This window comes from Flavobacterium zhairuonense (assembly GCF_004352915.1).
In the GTDB taxonomy this organism is placed as follows: Bacteria; Bacteroidota; Bacteroidia; order Flavobacteriales; family Flavobacteriaceae; genus Flavobacterium; species Flavobacterium zhairuonense.
This window is the reverse complement of the sequence record NZ_SJSY01000072.1, coordinates 194131-216343: the sequence shown is the minus strand read 5'-3', so window position 1 is coordinate 216343 and position 22213 is coordinate 194131. Positions and strand designations below refer to the sequence as shown.

At 33.9% G+C, this 22213-nt stretch carries 16 protein-coding genes; 10 read left to right on the top strand and 6 right to left on the bottom strand.

Features of this window, described 5'->3' with window-relative positions; translation table 11 throughout:
* Positions 1–30: 30 nt before the first annotated feature.
* The 6 genes from porN to topA form a co-directional block, all read right to left on the bottom strand.
* Positions 31–1020, bottom strand: coding sequence for a type IX secretion system ring subunit PorN/GldN (gene porN, locus EYY60_RS11285; protein WP_035651814.1), 990 nt, complete (start codon positions 1018–1020; stop codon positions 31–33).
* 44 nt (positions 1021–1064) lie between these two features.
* Entirely contained in the window at positions 1065–2603 is a 1539-nt protein-coding gene (gene porM, locus EYY60_RS11280) for a type IX secretion system motor protein PorM/GldM (protein WP_132989440.1), read from the bottom strand.
* Between the two features lie 53 nt (positions 2604–2656).
* Positions 2657–3304, bottom strand: a complete 648-nt coding sequence (gene porL, locus EYY60_RS11275) for a type IX secretion system motor protein PorL/GldL (protein WP_132989439.1) — start codon at positions 3302–3304, stop codon at positions 2657–2659.
* A 71-nt stretch (positions 3305–3375) separates the two neighbouring features.
* The gene (gene porK / locus EYY60_RS11270; protein ID WP_132989438.1) at positions 3376–4776 is read right to left on the bottom strand and encodes a T9SS ring complex lipoprotein PorK/GldK; all 1401 of its coding nucleotides are present in this window, start codon (positions 4774–4776) and stop codon (positions 3376–3378) included.
* A 262-nt stretch (positions 4777–5038) separates the two neighbouring features.
* The gene (locus EYY60_RS11265; RefSeq protein WP_132989437.1) at positions 5039–6190 is read right to left on the bottom strand and encodes a formimidoylglutamase; all 1152 of its coding nucleotides are present in this window, start codon (positions 6188–6190) and stop codon (positions 5039–5041) included.
* A 14-nt stretch (positions 6191–6204) separates the two neighbouring features.
* Positions 6205–8721, bottom strand: a complete 2517-nt coding sequence (gene topA / locus EYY60_RS11260) for a type I DNA topoisomerase (protein WP_132989436.1) — start codon at positions 8719–8721, stop codon at positions 6205–6207.
* A gap of 596 nt (positions 8722–9317) precedes the next feature.
* Between topA and miaB the strand changes: the two genes are divergently transcribed.
* The 10 genes from miaB (at position 9318) to EYY60_RS11210 (ending at position 21462) form a co-directional block, all read left to right on the top strand.
* Entirely contained in the window at positions 9318–10763 is a 1446-nt protein-coding gene (gene miaB / locus EYY60_RS11255; protein WP_132989435.1) for a tRNA (N6-isopentenyl adenosine(37)-C2)-methylthiotransferase MiaB, read from the top strand.
* A gap of 44 nt (positions 10764–10807) precedes the next feature.
* Complete coding sequence (locus tag EYY60_RS11250) at positions 10808–11197, top strand: GxxExxY protein (RefSeq protein WP_026730541.1); 390 nt, start codon at positions 10808–10810, stop codon at positions 11195–11197.
* Positions 11198–11369: 172 nt separating this feature from the next.
* On the top strand, positions 11370–12629 hold the full coding sequence (locus EYY60_RS11245) for a sigma-54 interaction domain-containing protein (protein WP_132989434.1): 1260 nt from the start codon (positions 11370–11372) through the stop codon (positions 12627–12629).
* Positions 12630–12732: 103 nt separating this feature from the next.
* The gene (locus EYY60_RS11240; protein ID WP_132989433.1) at positions 12733–13251 is read left to right on the top strand and encodes an LptE family protein; all 519 of its coding nucleotides are present in this window, start codon (positions 12733–12735) and stop codon (positions 13249–13251) included.
* 87 nt (positions 13252–13338) lie between these two features.
* On the top strand, positions 13339–14730 hold the full coding sequence (locus EYY60_RS11235) for a tetratricopeptide repeat protein (RefSeq protein ID WP_132989432.1): 1392 nt from the start codon (positions 13339–13341) through the stop codon (positions 14728–14730).
* A 3-nt stretch (positions 14731–14733) separates the two neighbouring features.
* Positions 14734–15069 carry a preprotein translocase subunit SecG gene (gene secG / locus EYY60_RS11230; protein ID WP_132989431.1) on the top strand — a complete coding sequence of 112 codons (336 nt, stop codon included), beginning with the start codon at positions 14734–14736 and terminating at the stop codon, positions 15067–15069.
* 144 nt (positions 15070–15213) lie between these two features.
* Complete coding sequence (locus tag EYY60_RS11225) at positions 15214–15489, top strand: co-chaperone GroES (protein WP_008467105.1); 276 nt, start codon at positions 15214–15216, stop codon at positions 15487–15489.
* 84 nt (positions 15490–15573) lie between these two features.
* On the top strand, positions 15574–17205 hold the full coding sequence (gene groL / locus EYY60_RS11220) for a chaperonin GroEL (protein ID WP_132989430.1): 1632 nt from the start codon (positions 15574–15576) through the stop codon (positions 17203–17205).
* Positions 17206–17597: 392 nt separating this feature from the next.
* A complete protein-coding gene (locus tag EYY60_RS11215) occupies positions 17598–18800 on the top strand; it encodes an alkaline phosphatase family protein (RefSeq protein ID WP_132989429.1) in 1203 nt (400 codons plus the stop codon).
* 280 nt (positions 18801–19080) lie between these two features.
* A complete protein-coding gene (locus EYY60_RS11210) occupies positions 19081–21462 on the top strand; it encodes a hypothetical protein (RefSeq protein ID WP_132989428.1) in 2382 nt (793 codons plus the stop codon).
* Positions 21463–22213: the final 751 nt, after the last annotated feature.

Below are 22213 nucleotides of genomic sequence, written 5' to 3'. Positions count from 1 at the left end.
AAGAGTTTTTATATAATGCTATGTTTCAACTTAGTAGTTCCACATATCTTGTTCAAAATTACGAATCTTTTCTTTTACTCTTTCAGATTCTAATAATTGGTTTTGAGCGTTATCTTTCATATAATCGCTAATCGCTCTGTCTCCATAAAGGTTTTCCTCTTTGTAAACAACCGCATTAAAACGTCTCGAATTTAAGATCTGATCGAATGAAATAGGTAAAGCTGAGTTATTATCATTAAAAGCTTTTGCTTCATGCAACGCTTCTCTTGAGTTAGGGAAGAAAACCCAAAATAACTCAATATAATCCTTTTCATCACTATTCATTGTGTAAACGTCTGGAGTTACAGGACAAATTCCTAACAAACGATATTTCAATTCACTTTGACGTTTGTCAAAATACCAATATCCTTTGATTTTGTATTGTGTAACATCCTGAGCAGTTAAATCTTGTTTTAAGATATATTCTGCAGGTACCGTTCTTGAAGCTGGTACTGTTTCATCAACATAAGTAACAACTTTCTTTTTACCAGTTCCAGTAACCACTTTTTTCTTCACAACACGTGATCTATAGTCGTCTGGATTTTGGTTGATAAGCTCTCTACCAGCATCAGTTGTATCAATACGAGATAATGATCCTTCGATGTCTTTCATTGACTTTTTAGTGTTAAAATAACTATCCGTATAAACTTCAGTTATCTTACCTTTTTTGATAGCTTTTGTCAAAACGTCGTATAATGAACGTCTATCAGCACCAATGTTAGCTGTATCTATAGGAAAGTATAAAGGAAAATTGATTTTTTCATTCAAATCGATAATCTCCCAAGTTGTTTTTCCCATCAAAATATCTCTATCATCAACATAACCGTAAGCTAAAGGCTTATCATTATCTGAGATAAGTTGCGCAGGAGTTTTAAGTCCTATTTGAGCAGGTGTTTTCGCGTTAAGCAAATTCGATTGCGCATTAGAAGCAAAACCTCCAGCAATAGAAACAATGGCTATTAAAAAATTTCTTACTTTCATCGTGGTATCATTATAAGATATTGAACGTAGTATAAACTACTTTATTATTGTATTTCGAAAATTACTGGAGCAGTTCTTGGCAATAAATAACTTCCAGCTCCAACAAGTTTAGTTTTAATTTCAGAAATAGTAACCTGATCCCCTCTACCAGCTCTTGCAAGAACTGATTTACATTGAGCATTTAATTTGTTTCCTGTAACAACAACTGTAGGTTGTCCAGCAATTTTCAAGTTAAATCCAACAACATCTAAACCAACTTCGAAATCAAAATCCATTAATTTTGCTCCGATTGTCGCAACTTCTAGGTTAGATTTAGGTCCTTTAACAACACCATAATCACCTCTAATTGTACCTGTTGGTCCAGGAATACCTTTAATTCTAAATGTTTTCTTATCTGAAACTTTATCCCCGTTTGGTAATGTACCAGTAACTGAAATTGTTGTCTCAGTACCTGTACCTGGGCTCATGTTATATTTACCTGGTTTACCAGCTGAACTTAATCCTGGAGCACTAGCAACAACTTTATTGTCAGCAACACCAGCGAATGATACAGAGATTGGGTTAACAACACCTCTATATACTACATTCATTTTGTCTGCAGAAATTGTAGCAGAGTTTGGTCTTGGAACTACAACATACTTTCCAGCAAATTTAAGTGGAATATTTTTTCCATCTTCTAAGAAAGTAAATTGTCCATTGATATTTTGTTCTCCAACTCCTCCAGCAGTTAAAGAGATAACAGCTTGTCCGTTTACGATTTGACCAGGACCTTGGAAAGATGTTGGTTTAGTGTTTTCGTCATAACGACCTAAAACTACCTTACCTGTAACTTTTTCACCTTGGAAGTAAGCATTTTTATCTAAAACTACAATTGCTTGATAATTACTATAAGATGCAGCAGCAACCGCAGCTTTACCTAAAGCAGCACTATAAACATCAGATTCAGCTTTTTGAACGTCATTTTGCCAAGCAGAAAGTTTAGCTAATGAAGCAACAGCTGGGAAACCTTTAAAGTGGTAAGCTAAGTATTTATCTTTTAAACCTTCTTTATTAGCTACATCAGAAAGATCAAATTTCTTTTCAACCTCAGCTAAGATTGCAGCGTATTTTTTGTCTGACAAAGCAGCTTTCATTTCTGACTTATACTTTTCGATGTGAGCGATGATATCGTTTCCTTTTTTAGTGTATCCGTCACCAGTAAACCAGTTGTCGATATTATCACCCTTGTCCATTGACTCGTACGGCAATTTACCAGTTTCTTTATCCGTTTCAAAACCTTTTAAAACATCCGCTTTTAAAGAACCTACATAAGCATAAAATTCTTTTGAAGCTGTTTCAACTTTGTGAGCCGTTACCGCCGCAGTAGCAAATTCTCCTTTTGCTTCAGCTGCTTTTTGGTCTAACGACATCAACATAGATGCATTTGTTTGTTCTGAAGACGTATTAGCACTTTCAAATTTTTCATTCATTAATCCAAAAGCAGATAAAACTTCTTTGGACATGTTCATTGCTAACATTGCGATGAAAACCAGATACATCAGGTTGATCATCTTCTGTCTAGGGGTTAATTTTCCTCCTGCCATTTTTTTCTAATTAGTTCTTAATTAATAATTTTAATACAATAGTTAAAAACTAATTATCCTTTGTTACTCATTGCAGAAAGCATACCACCGTAAACGCTGTTTAAAGAAGCGATGTTTGCAGTCATAGATTGCATTTGCTCTTTTAATTTAGCAGCATTTTCAGCGATTTCGCTGTTAGCTTGTGCATTTCTTGAAGCACTTTCTAATTGAACTTTATATAAACTGTTTAATGATTCCATTTGTGCAGCTGCCATTGACATTTCTTCAGCATATTTCTTTTGACCAGCGATTGAATCTACTGTTGGAGAAATAGCTTTTGCAGCTCCTTCGAAGTTTTTAATTGAATTTCCTAAGCTTGCCATTAACTCACCGTCAACTTTAGCTTCTTTCAACATAGCATCTAATTTTTGAGACAATAAACCTTGAGCATCAGTTGGAGTTTCAGCTTTTGCTTCTTTTTTTCTAGCTTGTCCGTTCGCTAATTCTGGGTAAACAAGAGTCCAATCTAATTCGTCTTCAACTGGTTCGAAAGCAGAAAGTGCAAAAATTAACGCCTCTGTCACCAATCCAACTGAAAGCATAACTGTACCTGTCAAAGGTCCGATTTCAAAGTGAGTGATTTTGAATAATGCTCCAATAATTACCACTGCCGCTCCCATACCATAAGCGAAATTCATTGCTTTTTTACTTAATAATGCCATAATAATTTTTTTTTAGGTTTTAATTTTAAAATAGATTCGATTTGGTTATTATATTTAATTTACTTAATAAATTACTTTCTTTTAGAGCTTCCCGTTACTTGAGTTCCCATGTAATCTTGTACAGTTCTGAAACCAATATAACTTCTTGCTGAGTCAGCATATTCGTGATCACGAGTACTTACTTGTAGGAAATAAGCAACGTCTTTCCATGATCCACCACGAACAACTTTTCTTTGGTTGTTTCCATCGATTACGTTAGGGTTCATTGTAGAAACATACTCGTATGCATTTGGATTATAAGCTGAATCTGTCCACTCTGCAACGTTTCCTGCCATGTTGTATAATCCGTAACCGTTTGGTTCGTAAGATTTAGCTTCTACTGTATATAAAGCTTCGTCAGCAGCATAATCACCTCTGTTAGGCTTGAAGTTAGCCATGAAACATCCTCTATCACTTTTCGTGTAAGGACCACCCCAAGGATAAGTTGCTGATTCCAGACCTCCTCTTGCAGCATACTCCCATTCAGACTCTGTAGGTAATCTGAAAGCATTTACTAAGTCACGTCCTTTTTTCTTAGATTTAATATAACTGTTTTTATTTAATGTTCTCCAAGCACAGAAAGCTTTTGCTTGTTTCCAAGTAACACCAACTACAGGATAATCTCCATAAGCTTTGTGCCAGAAATAATCATTATGCATTGGCTCATTATATGAGTAAGCGAAATCTTTAATCCAAACTGTTGTATCAGGATAAACACTAACTTGTTCTGTTTTAACAAAGTCTTTTCTTTTTCCAACTTTAGCTTTCGCTGCAGCTTGAATATCCATCCAAGAATAACGGAATTTCAATTTATTTACATCCATCGTTCTTAAACCATTGTAAGACTCTTCAATTGGTAAATACAATGAATCCATCACCTCAGCATAGTACTCATCTGGATAAGCTTTTGTATCCTTAATCAACTTAACTTTTTTGTTTAATTTTCTACCAGCATAAGGATCATCTTTTGTTCCTACACTATAGTAGTTATCATACATATATTTATCATAAGCCGTCATTTTATCTGGCTCAGAATCATTAAATGCATAATCAGCAATACTGCCACCTTTTTTTCCTTTACCGTCACCAGTAGCTTTTTGACCTGTTTCGTCAGCCAAGATTGCTAAACGAACTCTCATTGTAGAGTCTTTTACCCACTCCACAAATTGACGATACTCACTGTTAGTAATCTCTGTTTCATCCATGTAGAACGAACGAACTGTTACTGTTTTAGTTGGAGCATCTTCCACATTAGCTAAATCTGCATCAGCTTTACCCATAATAAAAGATCCACCTGGAACCAAAGTCATTCCATAAGGTTTTTCAGGATGCCATTTCCCTCCTGTAACACCAACTAATTCACCTTTGTCACCTGATTTACCACAGCCAATTACCAGTGTTAACATTGCTGCAAATGCAATAAACTTCTTCATATAAATTTGGATTATCTATTCATTATTAAAAGTCCGTAAACGTATTTATTATTTATCTAAAAAACAATACTACTTGCGAATTTTATTTTACCGTTCAAAAATAATGTTAAATAAAATAAAAAAAAAATATTTTATCGATAAACTAACGTAAAAAATCGACCAAAAACATCAAATTTTATAATATGTAATCTACTTCTTATTAATATTTATTAATTAATTTTTCAGAATTTTAAAAAATTAAGATTTTAATTGAAATTTTCTTCTACAAAGCATTTTTTCGCTGTGCTTTCCACCATCTTTCTGGCAATTCTTGATTGCAAGCACACAAATATTCATCGTAAGAACACGGTAATAACGTATTTCTTTTCAATTTATTGCTGCCGTTTGAAACAAACGGAATTTCGATCCACCAACGATCAGTTTTGTCGCTTTTGTAAAAAATCAGCTCCTCATCTTCTAGAGGAACAATATATTTCAAATAATTTGTTCTGCTTCCAAATGGATATTCTTTCGAACGGTAATGATAACCTTCTATAAAATACCATACAATTTGAGCAATCAAAACCGATTCATGCACAGTACTATTATGATTAAAAATTCCAAATGCCGAAACTTTATCACTTATTCCTGAATATCTGGCCAAAGAACAAATTTCTTTTCCATTAAAACCATTTGGCTCAAAAGACACCAAATTACCTGATTCAGATGATTTTACAGAATTCAAATCAATACTCACAAGATCGGCATCTCTGAAAACTGGCTCTGACAATGCGATATTTGTTGAGATCTCTCCTAATCGATAAGCATCAAAAAACAATTTTTCGATTAAATCAATCTCTTCTTGAGAGTTATAATAGGTCTGATATCCTATGTTACAATAATTAAACAAGTTATTTGGCTCATCAATAATGATTTTAGTCAGATAAGAATTGGCTGAAACCGATTCATTTTCTTTGCCAAAATCAAAACGATTATCTACCGAAACCAAATTTACCATCTGCTCCAAATCGTCATAAGCGCGATACAAAGCATAGGTCAAATCCTGAGAACCTCCTAGGACTATAGGAATGACTTTATTCTTGATCAAAGAAGCCACAACTTTTTTAAGTGCAAAATAAGTATCATCAACTGAGTCGCCCGCCAAGATATCACCAAGATCGGCAATAGATGCATCCCAGTTACCAGGAAACATACCATAAAGCTTCTTGCGAATCGAAGTCAGATTAACCTCATTTACCATATTAATGTTTCGTCTGTCTTCAAGAACACCAATAATGGCAATATTTATTTTGCTAATATCAGGAAATTGATCATTAGTGTGCAACACTATTTTACTGCCCAATTCTTGAGAAGACAACGAATTGATAAAATTTACAATTCCGTCATTAACTGGCTCTAGAAAATCAAATTCCATTTATTGTGCTTGTATTATTTCTTTTTTGCTGTTGCTTTTTTAGCAGGAGCTTTCTTTGCTGTTGTTGTTTTTTTTGCCGGAGCTTTTTTTGCTGGTGTCTTTGCCGCAATCATTTCTTGAACTTGAGCCAATGTTAATTTTGTTGCATCAACATCTTTGCTTAATTCAATTTTGATTTTGCCTTTTGTAATTACAGATCGGCCCCAGCGTGCTTTTTCAACCAAAATTCCTTCGTCTTCCCAATTATGAAGTACTTTGTCAATATTCTTCTGCAATTTATCTTCAATCAATTCCTCAACATCAGCTTGCGATAAATTATCAAAATTGTATTTTTTGCTCACATTTACAAAAAGACCGTTCCATTTGATGAATGGGCCAAAACGTCCCACTCCTTTTTGAACAGCTTCTCCTTTATAAACTGCAATCGGCGCATCGGCAAGTGCTTTTTCGTCGATTAATTCCTGAGCTCTTTCTTTAGAAACCCCAAGAGGATCTTCTCCTCGAGGCAATGAAATAAATACGCTTCCGTGACGAACATAAGGCCCATAACGACCATTATTTACTTCTACTTCTTCTCCTTTATATTCTCCTAAACTTTTTGGAAGCAAGAATAAATTCAAAGCTTCTTCAAGTGTAATATTTCCAATATTTTGATCTGCCATCAAGCTGGCAAACTTTTTATCTTCGTCGTCTGCTTCTCCAATTTGGGCCATTGGTCCAAATTTTCCTAAACGAACAGAAACTTGTCTTCCATCAGCATCTTTACCAAGAATTCTTTCCCCGCTTTCACGCTCAGCATTTGCTTCAACTTCTTTTACATTTGGATGAAATTGATTATAAAAATCCTGCATCATTTTTGCCCAGTCAATATTTCCTTCGGCAATTTCGTCGAAATCCTGCTCTACTTTTGCAGTAAAATTATAATCTAAAATGTTTCCGAAATTCTTCACTAAGAAATCCGTTACAATTGTTCCGATATCAGTTGGAACTAATTTCCCTTTATCAGAACCTATATTTTCTTTTAAGACTTTCTCGCCAACTTTACTGTTTTGCAAAGTAAGCTGCGTATAATTACGTTCTACTCCTTCAAGCGTTCCTTTTTCAACATAATTTCTGTTGATAATTGTTGAAATAGTTGGCGCGTAAGTTGAAGGACGCCCGATTCCAAGCTCTTCAAGCTTTTTAACCAAAGATGCCTCTGTGTATCGAGCCGGTGGTCTTGAATATCGTTCTGTGGCTGTAATATAGTTATTTGCTAACTTTTCGTTTACTTTTAAAGCTGGAAGCATTCCTTCTTGCTCTTCTTCATCGTCGTCATGACCTTCCAAATAAACTTTCAAGAAACCTTCAAAAAGCAACACTTCTCCAGACGCTGTAAAAATTTCGCTGTGATTATCAGCTTCGATTTTTACGTTTGTTCTTTCTAATTGTGCGTCACTCATTTGAGAAGCCAAAGTTCTTTTCCAAATCAAATCGTATAAACGAGCTTGGTCACGGTCAATATTTACTGAGTGACGAGACATATCTGTCGGACGAATTGCTTCGTGCGCTTCTTGCGCTCCTTTGCTTTTGTTTGCAAAAGTTCTCGGTTTCGAAAATTCTTTTCCGTATGATTTTATGATTTCTGCTTCAGCAGCGTCCATTGCATCTTTTGAAAGATTTACCGAATCCGTTCTCATATACGTAATAAGTCCGGCTTCGTATAAACGCTGTGCTAATTGCATTGTGATTCCAACTGGCAAGTATAATTTTCTTGCTGCCTCTTGTTGAAGCGTTGAAGTTGTAAAAGGTGCTGTTGGCGATTTTTTGGTAGGTTTAGTTTCTAAATCAGCTACCTTATATTTAGAACCGATGTTTTTATTTAAAAAATCTTCGGCTTCTTTTTTAGTGTTGAAGTTTTTTGGAAGTTTTGCTTTAAAAGCTTTTCCGGCTTCGTTTACAAATTCTGCAACAATTGAGTACGTTGCAACCGCATTAAAACTTTGAATTTCACGCTCCCTTTCAACAATCAGACGTACAGAAACAGATTGTACACGACCAGCAGAAAGTCCGCCTTTGATTTTTCTCCATAAAACCGGAGATAATTCGTAACCTACTAAACGGTCCAAAACACGTCGTGCCTGTTGTGCGTTTACTAAATTATAATCAATTTCTCTTGGATTGTCGATTGCTTTAAGAATCGCAGATTTTGTAATCTCGTGAAAAACAATTCGTTTGGTTTTTTTTGTATCCAGTTTTAATTCTTCCGCCAAGTGCCATGAAATAGCCTCTCCCTCGCGGTCCTCATCGGATGCCAACCAAACCGTTTCGGCATTCTTAGATAGTGATTTTAGTTTCGTTACCAAGGCTTTTTTATCCGGAGAAACTTCATATTTTGGTTTAAAACCATTTTCTACATCTACTCCTATTTCCTTTGATGGTAAGTCGGCTATGTGACCATAACTTGACTCCACCTGAAAATCACTCCCAAGAAATTTCTCGATCGTTTTCGCCTTTGCAGGTGACTCCACTATTACTAAATTCTTTGCCATTGCTCTTATTTTCTGCAACAAAAGTATTTATTTTTTTTAAATATTAACCTTATGAACTCATTTTTGAGTTATTTTAATATTATGTTTCCCAAAATTGCAGATTTATCTGTAATCTCACCTATTATATATATAGGTGTAATTTTTAAATGATAATGACCGAGAAATTCTTTTATTTTAGATTTTAGAGTTGAGATTTTAGATTATAAAAAGCACATGATAAAATCTACAATTCAATTTAGAATTTTCTTCAAATCAAATTTTCTTTTGAAATCGAAAGCCCTAGCCCAGATTATAGCGGATTGCCCGGAGTAAAAAAAGCAAAAGTTTCTTGTTTTAAAAAAGCGACCAACGGAAGCTCTTTTTAAAACATTAGAAACTTTGCTTTTTTTATGAGGACAAGAAGCGGAAAGCTGGAAATAGCTCTTGATAATTATGAATTATAAATTGTGAGTTATGAATTATCCTTTGTCTATTTTCTATATTAAAGTTTACAGACAGATAATCTATCCCAATTTCGAAAAACATTGTTAATTCTTTATCTGACATCTTGTCAGATTAAACACATTTAACCTATCTTTGCACTTTGAATTTTTACAATGGAAAAGATTATTGAAGAAAGTAAACAGGGCGAAAGTCTTGTTTTGGAAAATAAACCTGAGAATACTAAAAAACTATTTATAGAAAGTTACGGCTGTGCGATGAATTTTTCGGACAGTGAAGTCGTAGCTTCGATTTTGTCTGACGGAGGATATAACACAACTTCAGTTCTTGAAGAAGCTGATTTGGTTTTGGTGAACACTTGTTCTATTCGAGATAAAGCAGAACAAACTATTCGCAAACGTCTTGAAAAATACAATGCGGTAAAACGTACGAATCCAAAAATGAAAGTGGGTGTTTTGGGCTGTATGGCGGAACGTTTGAAAAGTCAGTTTTTGGAAGAAGAAAAAATAGTTGATCTTGTTGTTGGTCCAGACGCTTATAAAGATCTTCCTAATTTATTGGCTGAAGTTGAAGAAGGCCGTGACGCCATTAATGTAATCTTATCAAAAGAAGAAACTTACGGAGATATTTCGCCTGTTCGTTTAATGAGCAACGGAATTACAGCTTTGGTTTCGATTACTCGTGGTTGCGATAATATGTGCACGTTTTGCGTTGTGCCTTTTACGCGTGGACGTGAGCGTAGCCGTGAACCGCAAAGTATAATGAATGAGATTCAAGATTTATGGAATAATGGCTATAAAGAAGTTACACTTCTTGGACAAAACGTTGACAGCTATCTTTGGTACGGTGGCGGATTGAAAAAAGATTTCGTTAACGCTTCTGAAATGCAAAAAGCAACTGCGGTTGATTTTGATCAATTATTGGAAATGGTTGCTGTTGGTTTTCCGAAAATGCGTATTCGCTTTTCGACTTCAAATCCGCAGGATATGCACGAAAGCATTTTGCACGTTATAGCGAAATATCCGAATATCTGCAAACATATTCACTTGCCAGTTCAGTCTGGAAGTAATAGAATTTTAAAAGAAATGAATCGTTTGCACTCTCGTGAAGAATATATGGCTTTGATTGATAAAATTAGAACGATTGTTCCAGATGCTTCAATTTCGCAAGATATGATTGCTGGTTTTCCAACTGAAACTGAACAAGATCATCAAGATACAATGAGTTTAATGGAATATGTGAAATATAATTTCGGTTATATGTATTCGTATTCTGAACGCCCTGGAACTTTGGCTGGAAGAAAAATGAAAGATGATGTTGAGGAAGAAACTAAAGCCAGAAGATTACAGGAGATTGTCGATTTACAGCAAAAACACGCTTGGTTTAGAAGTGAGGAATTTGTCGGAAAAACGGTTGAAGTTTTAGTAGAAAAAGTTTCTAAAAAATCTAAAGACGAATTCTCTGGAAGAAATTCTCAAAGTATTACGGTGGTTTTCCCAAAAGAGAATTATAAAATTGGAGATTTCGTAAACGTAAAAATTACAAGCTGTACTTCTGGAACCTTAAAAGGAGAAGCAGTAGGATATTCTGAAATGAATTAGTTTTTTAACCGCAAATTTCACAAATTTCCGCAAATTAATTATTGATGATTGATACAAACGAATATTACTACAAGAAAGATCAAAATTATCAAATTGTAGGCATATGCATGGAAGTACATAGATTATTGGGGCCTGGATTACTTGAAATTGTATACAAAGACGCATTAGAAATCGAATTTAAAAACAATAACATTCCTTATCATCGAGAAAAGGAATTTTCTATAGAATACAAAGGAGTTATTTTGCCTCATAAATTTTATGCCGATTTTATAGTTTATGAAGATATAATATTAGAAGTAAAATCAGTAAGGGAAATTAGCAATGACCATCTTGCTCAAACATTAAATTACATGAAGCTTGCCGATACTCCTGTCGGAATAATTGCAAACTTTCAAAACAAATCATTAGTACACAAAAGATTGATAAATTCATAAACTGAATTTGCGCTAATTTGTGTAATTTGTGGTTAATTTCAATTACTTCTAAAAAAGAGTTGTTCATTAGCCCGATTTCGAGAAAATTCAAGAAATTCGTGGCAAACAAAAATACAAGCCAAAGTTTTAGGCGAAGTCTGAAACAAATAAAAAACTTGAAACAAAAATCTATATGGAAACAGTTCAAGCAATAAAACAGCGATTTGAGATTATTGGTAATGATCCGAAATTAAATCGTGCCATTGAAAAAGCCATTCAGGTTGCTCCAACTGATATTTCAGTAATGGTAACTGGGGAAAGTGGTGTTGGTAAAGAAAATATTCCTAGAATAATACATTCGCTTTCGCACAGAAAGCATGGTAAATATATTGCCGTAAACTGCGGTGCAATTCCAGAAGGAACAATCGACAGCGAACTTTTTGGTCACGAAAAAGGCGCTTTTACAGGAGCAACAAGCACTCGTGAAGGTTATTTTGAAGTAGCAGACGGCGGAACAATCTTCTTAGATGAAGTTGGTGAATTACCACTGACAACTCAGGTAAGATTACTTCGTGTTTTGGAAAATGGTGAATTTATAAAAGTTGGTTCTTCACAAGTTCAAAAAACGAATGTTCGTATTGTTGCGGCAACAAATGTGAACTTATTTAATGCGATCGAAAAAGGAAAATTCCGTGAAGATTTGTACTATCGTTTAAGCACAGTTGAAATTACATTACCTCCTTTGCGCGAAAGAAACGACGATATTCACTTATTATTCAGAAAATTTGTGGCCGATTTTGCTCATAAATATAAAATGCCACCTTTAAGACTGGATGATGATGCCGTTCAGCTTTTGCAAAAATTCAGATGGAGCGGAAATATTCGTCAGCTTCGAAATGTAGCAGAACAAATTTCTGTTTTAGAAACAAATAGAGATATTACTTTAGCAACTTTACAATCGTACTTACCTGCCGAAGGAAGCAATTTGCCTTCTGTGATTAGCGACAGCAAAAAAGAAAGCGATTTCAGTACTGAAAGAGATATTCTGTACAAAGTGCTTTTTGATATGAGAAGCGATTTGAACGATTTGAAAAAACTGACCTTGGAACTCATGAAAAATGGTTCGTCAAAAGTGCAGGATATCAATCCGAATTTAATTCAGAAAATATATGGAAACCAGCAAAACGATAGTGAAATTGATTTTGAAGAAGAACCGAGAACTGCGGTAATGACAACTCCAGCTGTTCGTGAAGAAAACTATCAAATTCAAGACGACAACTATCTATTTGCTGAAACAATCGAAGAAGAAGAAATTTTACGTCTGGAACAAAAAGAAATCGAAATGATCAAAAAATCATTAGAGAAAAACAAAGGAAAACGTAAAGCTGCGGCTGATGAATTAGGCATTTCAGAAAGAACTTTATATCGCAAAATCAAACAATTCGATTTATAAAATAATTAATATTACAATTTTAAAATTCCAAATTCCAATTACCTATATTTGGACACAATTGGAATTTGATATTTAAAACATTGGGATTTCCTCTTCAAATATTATGAAAAAAATATATTCACTATTTGCACTTTTAAGTCTGTTCTTGTTAAGCGGATGCAATGTTTACAACTTCACTGGAACAGGAAATATTGATGCAAAAACTTTTCAAGTTAACTTTTTTCAAAACAATGCTGACTTAGTTGAGCCTGGAATCGACAGACAATTTACATTGGCGCTTCAGGATTTGATTATGAATCAAACCAACCTGAATTTGGTAAGCAACAGTGGTGATTTGGTTTACGAAGGTGAAATCGTAGATTATAGAATAAGCCCGATGACAGCAACAGCCGTTGCAGCAGACGGCAGCGTTGGAGCCGCACAAAACCGTTTGACAATTCGTGTAAATGTTCGTTTTACAAACAAGAAAAATGAAAAGGATGATTTTGAAAGAACATTTGAATTTTATAACGACTTCCCAGGAACAGATCTTCCAACGGGAGCAGTTTTAAGCAATGCAATCCAAACTATTTTTGAAAGAATTACTCAGGATATTTTTAATGAGTCATTGGCTAAATGGTAATTTTATAGTTTAATCGGTTAATCGTTAGATCGATTAGACAGATTTTCCGATTAAACAGTTAAACAAATAAACGATTAAACAGTAAAAATGAACGTAACCGATTATACATACCTAATCAATAAACCTGACACCGTTACAGAAAAACAGGCAGAAACATTAGGAAGTGTTTTGAATGAATTTCCATATTTTCAAAGTGCGCGCGCATTGCGATTAAAAGGACTTTACAAACAAAACAGCTTTAAGTATAATTATGCCCTAAAAGTTACGGCTGCCCATACCACTGATCGTTCGGTTCTATTTGATTTTATTACTTCGGAAGAATTCACGCCAATTCAGGGCGCGTATTATGACCGAAAACTAAGAGATCTTTTAAACATAACGGTTTTTGATGTCGAAATTATTTCGGCAGAAGAAAAAAAGAAACTTGCCGAAGTCCGAATCGATCCAATCGAAAAATCGATTTTAGATTCTATAAAAGAAGCCACAACTGTAACTTTTGAAGAACCAATAAAAGTTGAAGAAAAGCCAATTGAACCTGTTATTGAAGAGCCAATTGAACTTTCTGCCAAGGAAGAAATTCCAGTTGTTGAAGAAACACCTATTATTAAGGAAAGTCGAACCTTTCTAGAAGATAGATTAGACGATGAAATTCCGAGTATTCGAATTGATCCAATTGAAGAATCGGTATATAATGCTATAAAAGAAGCAGGAAATGTAATTTTTGAAGAAGCTAAAACTATTGAAGAGCCAGAGCCTGCTGTAGCCGTGACTGAAATTCCAGAAACAACGATTATTGCAGAACAAACGATAACGGAAGAACCTACAGCAATTGAAACACCGCAAACAGTATTGTCTATTGAAGAAACTGTAGCGACTGAAGAATCAAAAGAAATCGAAGTTCCCGAAACTATAATTGTAATTCAAGAAACTGAAACAATCTCAGAACCAGAAAAAATCGAAATCCCTGAAGCAGTAAAAACTGCAGAAGAGAATCTAGAAATTGGAAAACCATTGGATTTTTCAGGAAATGAAACGCATTCATTTCAAGAATGGTTGCAATTAGCAAGAACTGAGCCTATTGACAGAACCAAAGAAGCACCAATGGAAAACAATCTGATAAAAAATCCTGTTGAAATTGCAGAACAAACATTAGGAACTGTTGATCCAGAAGAAAAAGCCGAAGAAGAGAAGAAGAAAAAAGCCGACATAATCGACCGATTTATTGAAGCAAACCCAAAAATCTCTCCGATAAAGCAAACTGCAATAACTGCAACTGCCCAGCTTGACATCAATAAAGACGACAGCTCATACTTAATGACAGAGACTTTAGCCAGAGTTTATTTGGAACAAAAAAAATACACAAAGGCAATTCAAGCATATGAAATATTAATTTTGAAATATCCAGAAAAAATTACTTTCTTTGCAGACCGCATATCGGATATAAAGATTTTACAACAAAATAACAATAACAATAATTAAGTAATGAGCACATTTTCAATTTTTTTAGTTTTAATCACAATAGTTTGTTTTCTATTGATCGTAGTAATTATGGTACAGAACCCTAAAGGAGGAGGATTATCTTCTACTATCAGCGGAACTCAAATGTTAGGTGGTGTACAAAAAACAACAGACTTTTTAGACAAAAGTACTTGGACATTAGCTACAGTTTTGATCGTTTTAGTTATCCTTTCAAGCTTAAGCTTTACTGGTTCATTAAATGATACTGGATCTAAGATTATTGAAAAAACAGAAGCTCCTGCAAATACACCTGCAGCACCAGCACAACAAACTCCTGCTCCGGCAGCACCAGCTAAATAATTATAGCTTGATATAAAATCTAATGCCAGCCTGTCAAAGCTGGCATTTTTTTTAAGAAATAATGTCAGTTTATTGAGCATGGCACAATTTCTGAAAGTTTATTGAACAATAAAAAACGTATAACTTAATTAATAATATAAAATCATGGCTTTAAACATTAAACCGCTTTCAGACCGCGTACTTATCGAGCCTGTTGCAGCTGAAACTAAAACTGCCTCAGGTATTTTTATTCCAGATACTGCCAAAGAAAAACCACAAAAAGGAACTGTAGTTGCAGTTGGAAACGGAACTAAAGATCACACTATGACTGTAAAAGTTGGTGATACTGTTCTTTACGGAAAATATGCTGGTACTGAATTAAAATTAGAAGGTACTGATTATTTGATTATGCGCGAAGATGACATCTTAGCGATTATCTAAAAAAATATTGTATTAAGTACGAAGTATTGAGAATTAAGAACTTCATTTAACTTGAAACAAATCAAACTTTAAACAAAAATTAAAATGGCAAAAGATATAAAATTTGATATTGAAGCACGTGACGGTTTAAAACGTGGTGTTGATGCATTGGCAAATGCTGTAAAAGTAACGCTTGGACCAAAAGGTCGTAACGTAATTATAGGGAAATCATTTGGTGGACCAACAGTTACTAAAGATGGTGTTTCTGTTGCAAAAGAAATCGAATTGAAAGACGCATTAGAAAACATGGGTGCGCAAATGGTAAAAGAAGTTGCTTCTAAAACCAATGATTTAGCTGGAGATGGAACTACAACTGCAACTGTATTAGCTCAAGCTATCGTAAAAGAAGGTCTTAAAAACGTTGCTGCTGGAGCAAATCCAATGGACTTAAAACGCGGTATCGACAAAGCTGTTGAAACTATCGTTGCTGACTTAGCAAAACAAGCTAAAGTTGTTGGAAGCGATTCTGATAAAATCAAACAAATTGCTTCTATCTCTGCTAACAATGACGATGTTATTGGTGAATTAATCGCTACAGCTTTTGCTAAAGTTGGAAAAGAAGGTGTAATCACTGTTGAAGAAGCAAAAGGAACCGACACTTTCGTTGACGTTGTTGAAGGAATGCAGTTTGACAGAGGATATCTTTCTCCTTACTTTGTAACAAATCCAGAGAAAATGGAAGTTGAATTAGACTCTCCATACATCTTATTATACGACAAAAAAGTTTCTTCTTTAAAAGAATTACTTCCAGTTTTGGAGCCAGTTGCTCAATCAGGAAAACCATTATTGATTATTGCTGAAGATGTTGACGGAGAAGCTCTTTCTACTTTAGTAGTAAACAAATTAAGAGGTGCTCTTAAAATTGCTGCTGTAAAAGCTCCAGGTTTTGGAGACAGAAGAAAAGCAATGTTAGAAGATATCGCAATCTTAACTGGTGGAACTGTAATCTCTGAAGAAAGAGGATATACTCTTGAAAATACAACTATCGATATGTTAGGAAACGCAAAAAGAGTTTCTATCGATAAAGACAATACAACTATCGTAAGCGGTGCTGGTGAAGCTGATATCATCAAAAATCGTGTAAACCAAATTAAAGGTCAGATGGAAACAACTACATCTGATTACGATAAAGAAAAATTGCAAGAGCGTTTGGCTAAATTAGCTGGTGGTGTTGCTGTTCTTTACGTTGGTGCTGCTTCTGAAGTTGAAATGAAAGAGAAAAAAGACAGAGTTGACGATGCTTTACACGCTACTCGCGCTGCTGTAGAAGAAGGAATCGTTGCTGGTGGTGGTGTTGCTTTATTGAGAGCTAAAATTGCTTTAGCTGACTTAAAAGCTGACAACGCTGACGAAGCAACTGGAATCCAAATCGTTTCTCGTGCTGTTGAAGCTCCATTAAGAACTATCGTTGAAAACGCTGGTCTTGAAGGTTCTGTTGTTGTGGCTAAAGTTTCTGAAGGAAAAGGTGATTTCGGATACAACGCAAAAACTGACGAATATGTAGACATGCTTACTGCTGGAATTATCGATCCTAAAAAAGTAACTCGTGTAGCTCTTGAAAACGCTGCATCTGTTTCTGGAATGATCTTGACTACAGAATGTGCATTAATTGATATTAAAGAAGAAAATGCCGGAGGCGGAATGCCAATGGGAGGCGGAATGCCAGGAATGATGTAATTCATTCTCTTCTTAAAACTTAAAAGCGCTGGATTTTTATCTGGCGCTTTTTTTTGTTTGCCACTAATTGCACTAATTTTCACGAATTAGTTTTTTCAATCTTTTGCGCATATTTTAATTTGCCACAGATTACACAGATTAAAAGGATTTTTATTTTATGTAGATCATAGATGATAAAAATTAAATTAATCTGCTTAAATCTGTTAAAATCTGCGTAAAAATCTTTTAGTGTACCTAACAAAGAAATCCTTTTAATCTGTGTAATCTGTGGCTAAAAAGAAAAACAATTCGTGGAAATTAGTGCAATTCGTGGCAAACCTTTTATTTAACATTCTCTTTTTCTTTAAAAAATCTGTTATCTCTACCTTTGCAGTTCTATTTAAAATTGCACAATGAGAAAATTCACAACTCACCTTTTATCTTTCACATTCTTACTTCTTGCCACTTTTTTACAAGCCCAAAATACTAAAGACACTTATGTCGTTTTAGTTTCTATGGATGGATTTCGTTGGGATTATCAAAAACAATTCAATCTTCCAAATCTGAAGCAAATTGAAAAAGAAGGTGTTCATGCCAAATCAATGAAACCATCTTATCCAAGCAAAACTTTTCCAAATCATTATTCGATTGTAACAGGGCTTTATCCTGATCATCACGGAATCATCAATAATGTTTTTTATGATGCTTCTTTAAATCAAGCTTTTTCATTATCAAGCGATGCAAAAAATGATTCAAGATTTTATGGCGGAAATCCGATTTGGAATTTAGCCGAACAACAAGGCGTAAAAACTGCATCTTTTTTTTGGCCAGGTTCTGATATTGACAAAAGAAATCCAAGCTATTTCAAAAAATACGATAATAAAATTCCGTATGAAGCAAGAATCGATACCGTTATGAAATGGTTACAACTTCCAGAAAAACAAAGACCTCATTTAATCACTTTATATTTTGACGAACCAGATCATACTGGACATAATTTTGGTCCGCTTTCACCTGAAAACAAAAAAATGGTCATCAAAATGGATTCTATAATGGGCGAAATATCTCGAAAATTAGATCAACTGCCTATCAGAAAACAAATCAATTTAATCATCGTTTCAGACCACGGAATGGCAAATATCAGCAATGATAAAAAAGTAGCGGTTTTAGATTATTTAAAACCAGAATGGCTGGGTTATAAAGATGTTGTAAATCCAATTATGAGTTTGCAAGCAAAACCTGGTTATCAAGATTCTATTGCCAATGCTTTGAAAAAAGTTCCTCATATCAAATTCTGGAAATCATCTGAAGCTCCCGAAAGATTGCACTACGGAACAAATTCGCGCGCGCTTGATTTTGTTATAGAAGCCGATAAAGGATGGAGTTTAGTAACGAAAGAATCTCAAAACATTAAAGGTGGAACTCATGGTTACGACAATAATGAAAAAGATATGCACGCTATTTTTTACGCAAAAGGACCTGCTTTTAAAGTAAACAAAAGAGTCAAAACATTTCAGAATGTTTCAGTTTATCCTTTAATTGCTCATATTTTAGGCCTTCAAATAGGCGAAATCGACGGAAAATTGAGTGATGTCGACACAATGCTTGCTAATTAGATAATTTGGAAATTTGTCAATTAGATAATTTTCTTACAGCATAAAAGCAAACCCAACAGATTATAAAATCTGTTGGGTTTCTTACTTTAAAATCTTTGCCAGCAAAACGCATATACGCCACTACAACAAACGTGCTTATATAATTATCTAATTGACAAATTTCCAAATTATCTAATCATCTTACTTTAAAAAACTTGCACGGTTTTTGTGAATTACAGATTAATATTACAATTAATTCTATAGCTTTATGGTAATTAAAATTGTTCCTAATATTTTCTGTATGAAATCAATCACTCGATTTTTTGGCTTATTATTTTGCGTACATTCCTTTTCGCAAGAGATCAACAATCAAGATAAAATTACCAAGTATCTTGCTGATTATTTTTCAGAAGACCGAGAAATTATCCATGTCCAATTTAATAAAAACATTTATACAAATAATGAGGCCATTGCCTTCAAAGGATACATTCTAAGCAAAAAAAATAATTCCCCAAATAGCGCCACTACAAATGTTCAATTACTCATTTATAATAATGAAGAACAAATAGTGCAAAAACAATTGCTTTTTGCTCAAAACGGTATGTTTTCTGGTGGCATTCATTTAAATGAAAAATTCAAACAGGGCAAATACCATTTTCACTTTTACACGAACTGGATGAATAATTTCAAGGAAGACGATTCGTTTAATCAAACCATTGAAATTATTGACAAACATAATCCGTATGCTTTTGAAACCAATGAACCAAGTTGGGAAACGGCAGAAATAAGCTTATTTCCAGAAGGAGGAATTATACTAAGCGATGTTGTAAATACAATTGGAATTAAGATTACAGACTGCAATAAAAAAGGAATAGAAATAACAGATGGCGTTATTTTGGATTCAAAATCAAATGAAATTTCAAGCTTTCATACTAACAGAATGGGAAATGGCATTATTTATTTAAGAGCCAAATTAAACGAAAAATATACGCTCAAAATAAATAATGACAAATTAAAAACAGAACGTTCTTTGGGCAAAATTGCAGAAACCGGACTAATCTTAACCGAAAAAGATTATCCTGCTAAAAACAAGTTACTTGTTGTCCTAAAAACAAATGAAAAAGGTCTTCAAGACATTCAAAATAAAAAATTCATAGTGCTCATTCAGCAAAATGAAAATTTAATGCAGCAGGAGATCACCTTTAGCAATAACAAAACTGAACTGCCTATTTTCTTCGATAAAAAATTCCTCCCAAATGGCATTAATACTGTTCGAGTTTTAGATGAAGATTTGAATGAAATTACCGAAAGATTAACTTATATTGAAGAAGATAGAAATCCCTTAACAATTCAAACGAAAGCGACAGTTAACGACAGCATTATATTATCTGGGAAAGTGGAAGTTGACAAAGCGCATTTAAGCATTAGTATTCTTCCTGAAAAGAGCGTTTGCAATAATCAGAAAAAAACAATTTTGGGAACTTTTTACTTAAATGCCTATTTAGACAAACCAGTAAGCGATACTTATTTCTATTTTAATCCAGACAATAAAACCCGAAAACAAGACATCGAACTTTTATTGGTTACACAAAGCAAAGGCAAATACTTATGGGAAAATATCAAAGCAGGTCCGCCAAAAATCAGTTATGAGTTTGAAAAAGGAATTACAATAAATGGGAAGGTCGAGAGAGAACAAAAACCGAATTCTAAAAATAAAATTTCTCTTTTCTCATTAAAAACCAGCCTATTTGATGAAACCTTTATAGATCAGAATAATGATTTTAAATTTGAGCATTTTTTTGTTCAGGATTCTACTGTTTTAGGTTTACAAATGAGCAATGAGAAAAACAACACTTTAACTACTAAAATAGAAGCACGAATTGCCAGAAACGAACCTCGCTTTGCTTTGGGGCCATCATTCGAAAAAACATTCTGTCCACTAAAAAAAGTCTCTGAGAATGTTTTTAATTTCCCACCGCCTAAAACAAAAGCAACTACATTAAAAGAAGTAGAAGTAAAAAATACTGCTCAAAAAGAAGTTTTTATTCATAAATCAGAAGTGAGCTTCATGGCCAAAGCCTTTAAAATTGACGGAAAATCACATCAGACTTTATTAAATTTTCTATCTTCCAATGGTTACAATACAGGCATTGATCCCAGTACTAATACCGTACGCATAGCAGATCGCAGAGATGCTTATAAGGGTTGGGCACCGGGTTCTTATCTCACAGCGACTCCTCCAAATGTGTATATTGACAATTTTTTACTTTATGATTTTAATGACCTTTACTATCTCACGCTAGATCAAATAGATGAAATCTACATTGATAGAACCGGAAGCTCTGATGTTACAACCTTAAGAGGACACGGTACAATTAAAATTTTCATGAAAACCGGGCAAAAAAACGAATATTTCAAAGTAAAACATACCTCATTAATTGTAACAAAAGGTTTTGCGCAAAATTTCACATACAAAACTGTACCATTAGAAGATCAGGTCGAATTTAATTATTTCGGAACATTGAATTGGTCACCAAACATTGAGTTAACTAATCACTCAGACTTTCAAATTAAAATTCCAAAGAATAATCAAAACGAAATACAAGTTCTAATAGAAGGCTTTACTGATGATGGCTATTTAATTTCAGAAGTTAAAAAAGTTCCTGTTGGAGTAAATAATTAAAAAAAATATCAATTAGAAAATTAGGTGATTTTATTTGAAATTCCTATTTTCTGTAGAGACGCACTCCTGTGCGTCTTATCCTCAAAACAAACACAATGCTTGATTTACACGACGTAAACGCACAGCAGTGTTTCTTTACAATTTACATTTTCAATATAAGTATCATATTTTCCAATTATCCAGTTAAATCATGATCTTGTTAATAGGATCCTTGGTTATACTTACTTTAATATCAGCTCTCATCATACCTTCACCTGGGGTCGTCAATAATAATTTTCCAATTATTGGCAAACCAAAAAACATCCCGAGTTGTAGTCCAAAATTTCAGAAATACTTACAAAACCTACAAGCCCATAAACTTTCTTTAAACAATCGCCATCATCAAATTTACACTTTAAAAATGGGCAAATTAACCTGATTTTTATTCCCTAATAAAGCATCTTCCTGCTATTTAATATAAAAGCAATTAATTTACTTTAAATTCTTTATTCAACCCAAACTAAATATTTTAAAAATACACATTCAGCCTAATCATTGTGGCTTATGATATATTTATTTAAAAAACCTTAATCTGTTACAAAAAAAACTTTTAAAACCAAACCGACTTGCACAGCCTCGGTACTTTTGTCAAAAATTTAGAGATAAAAATGCAAAACACTTTCTAAGTATTTAGTTAAAGCTAATTATTAATAGGGCAAACCAAAAAACTATTCACCCTAAACTGAAAGTGAATTCATTACAATAAAGAACA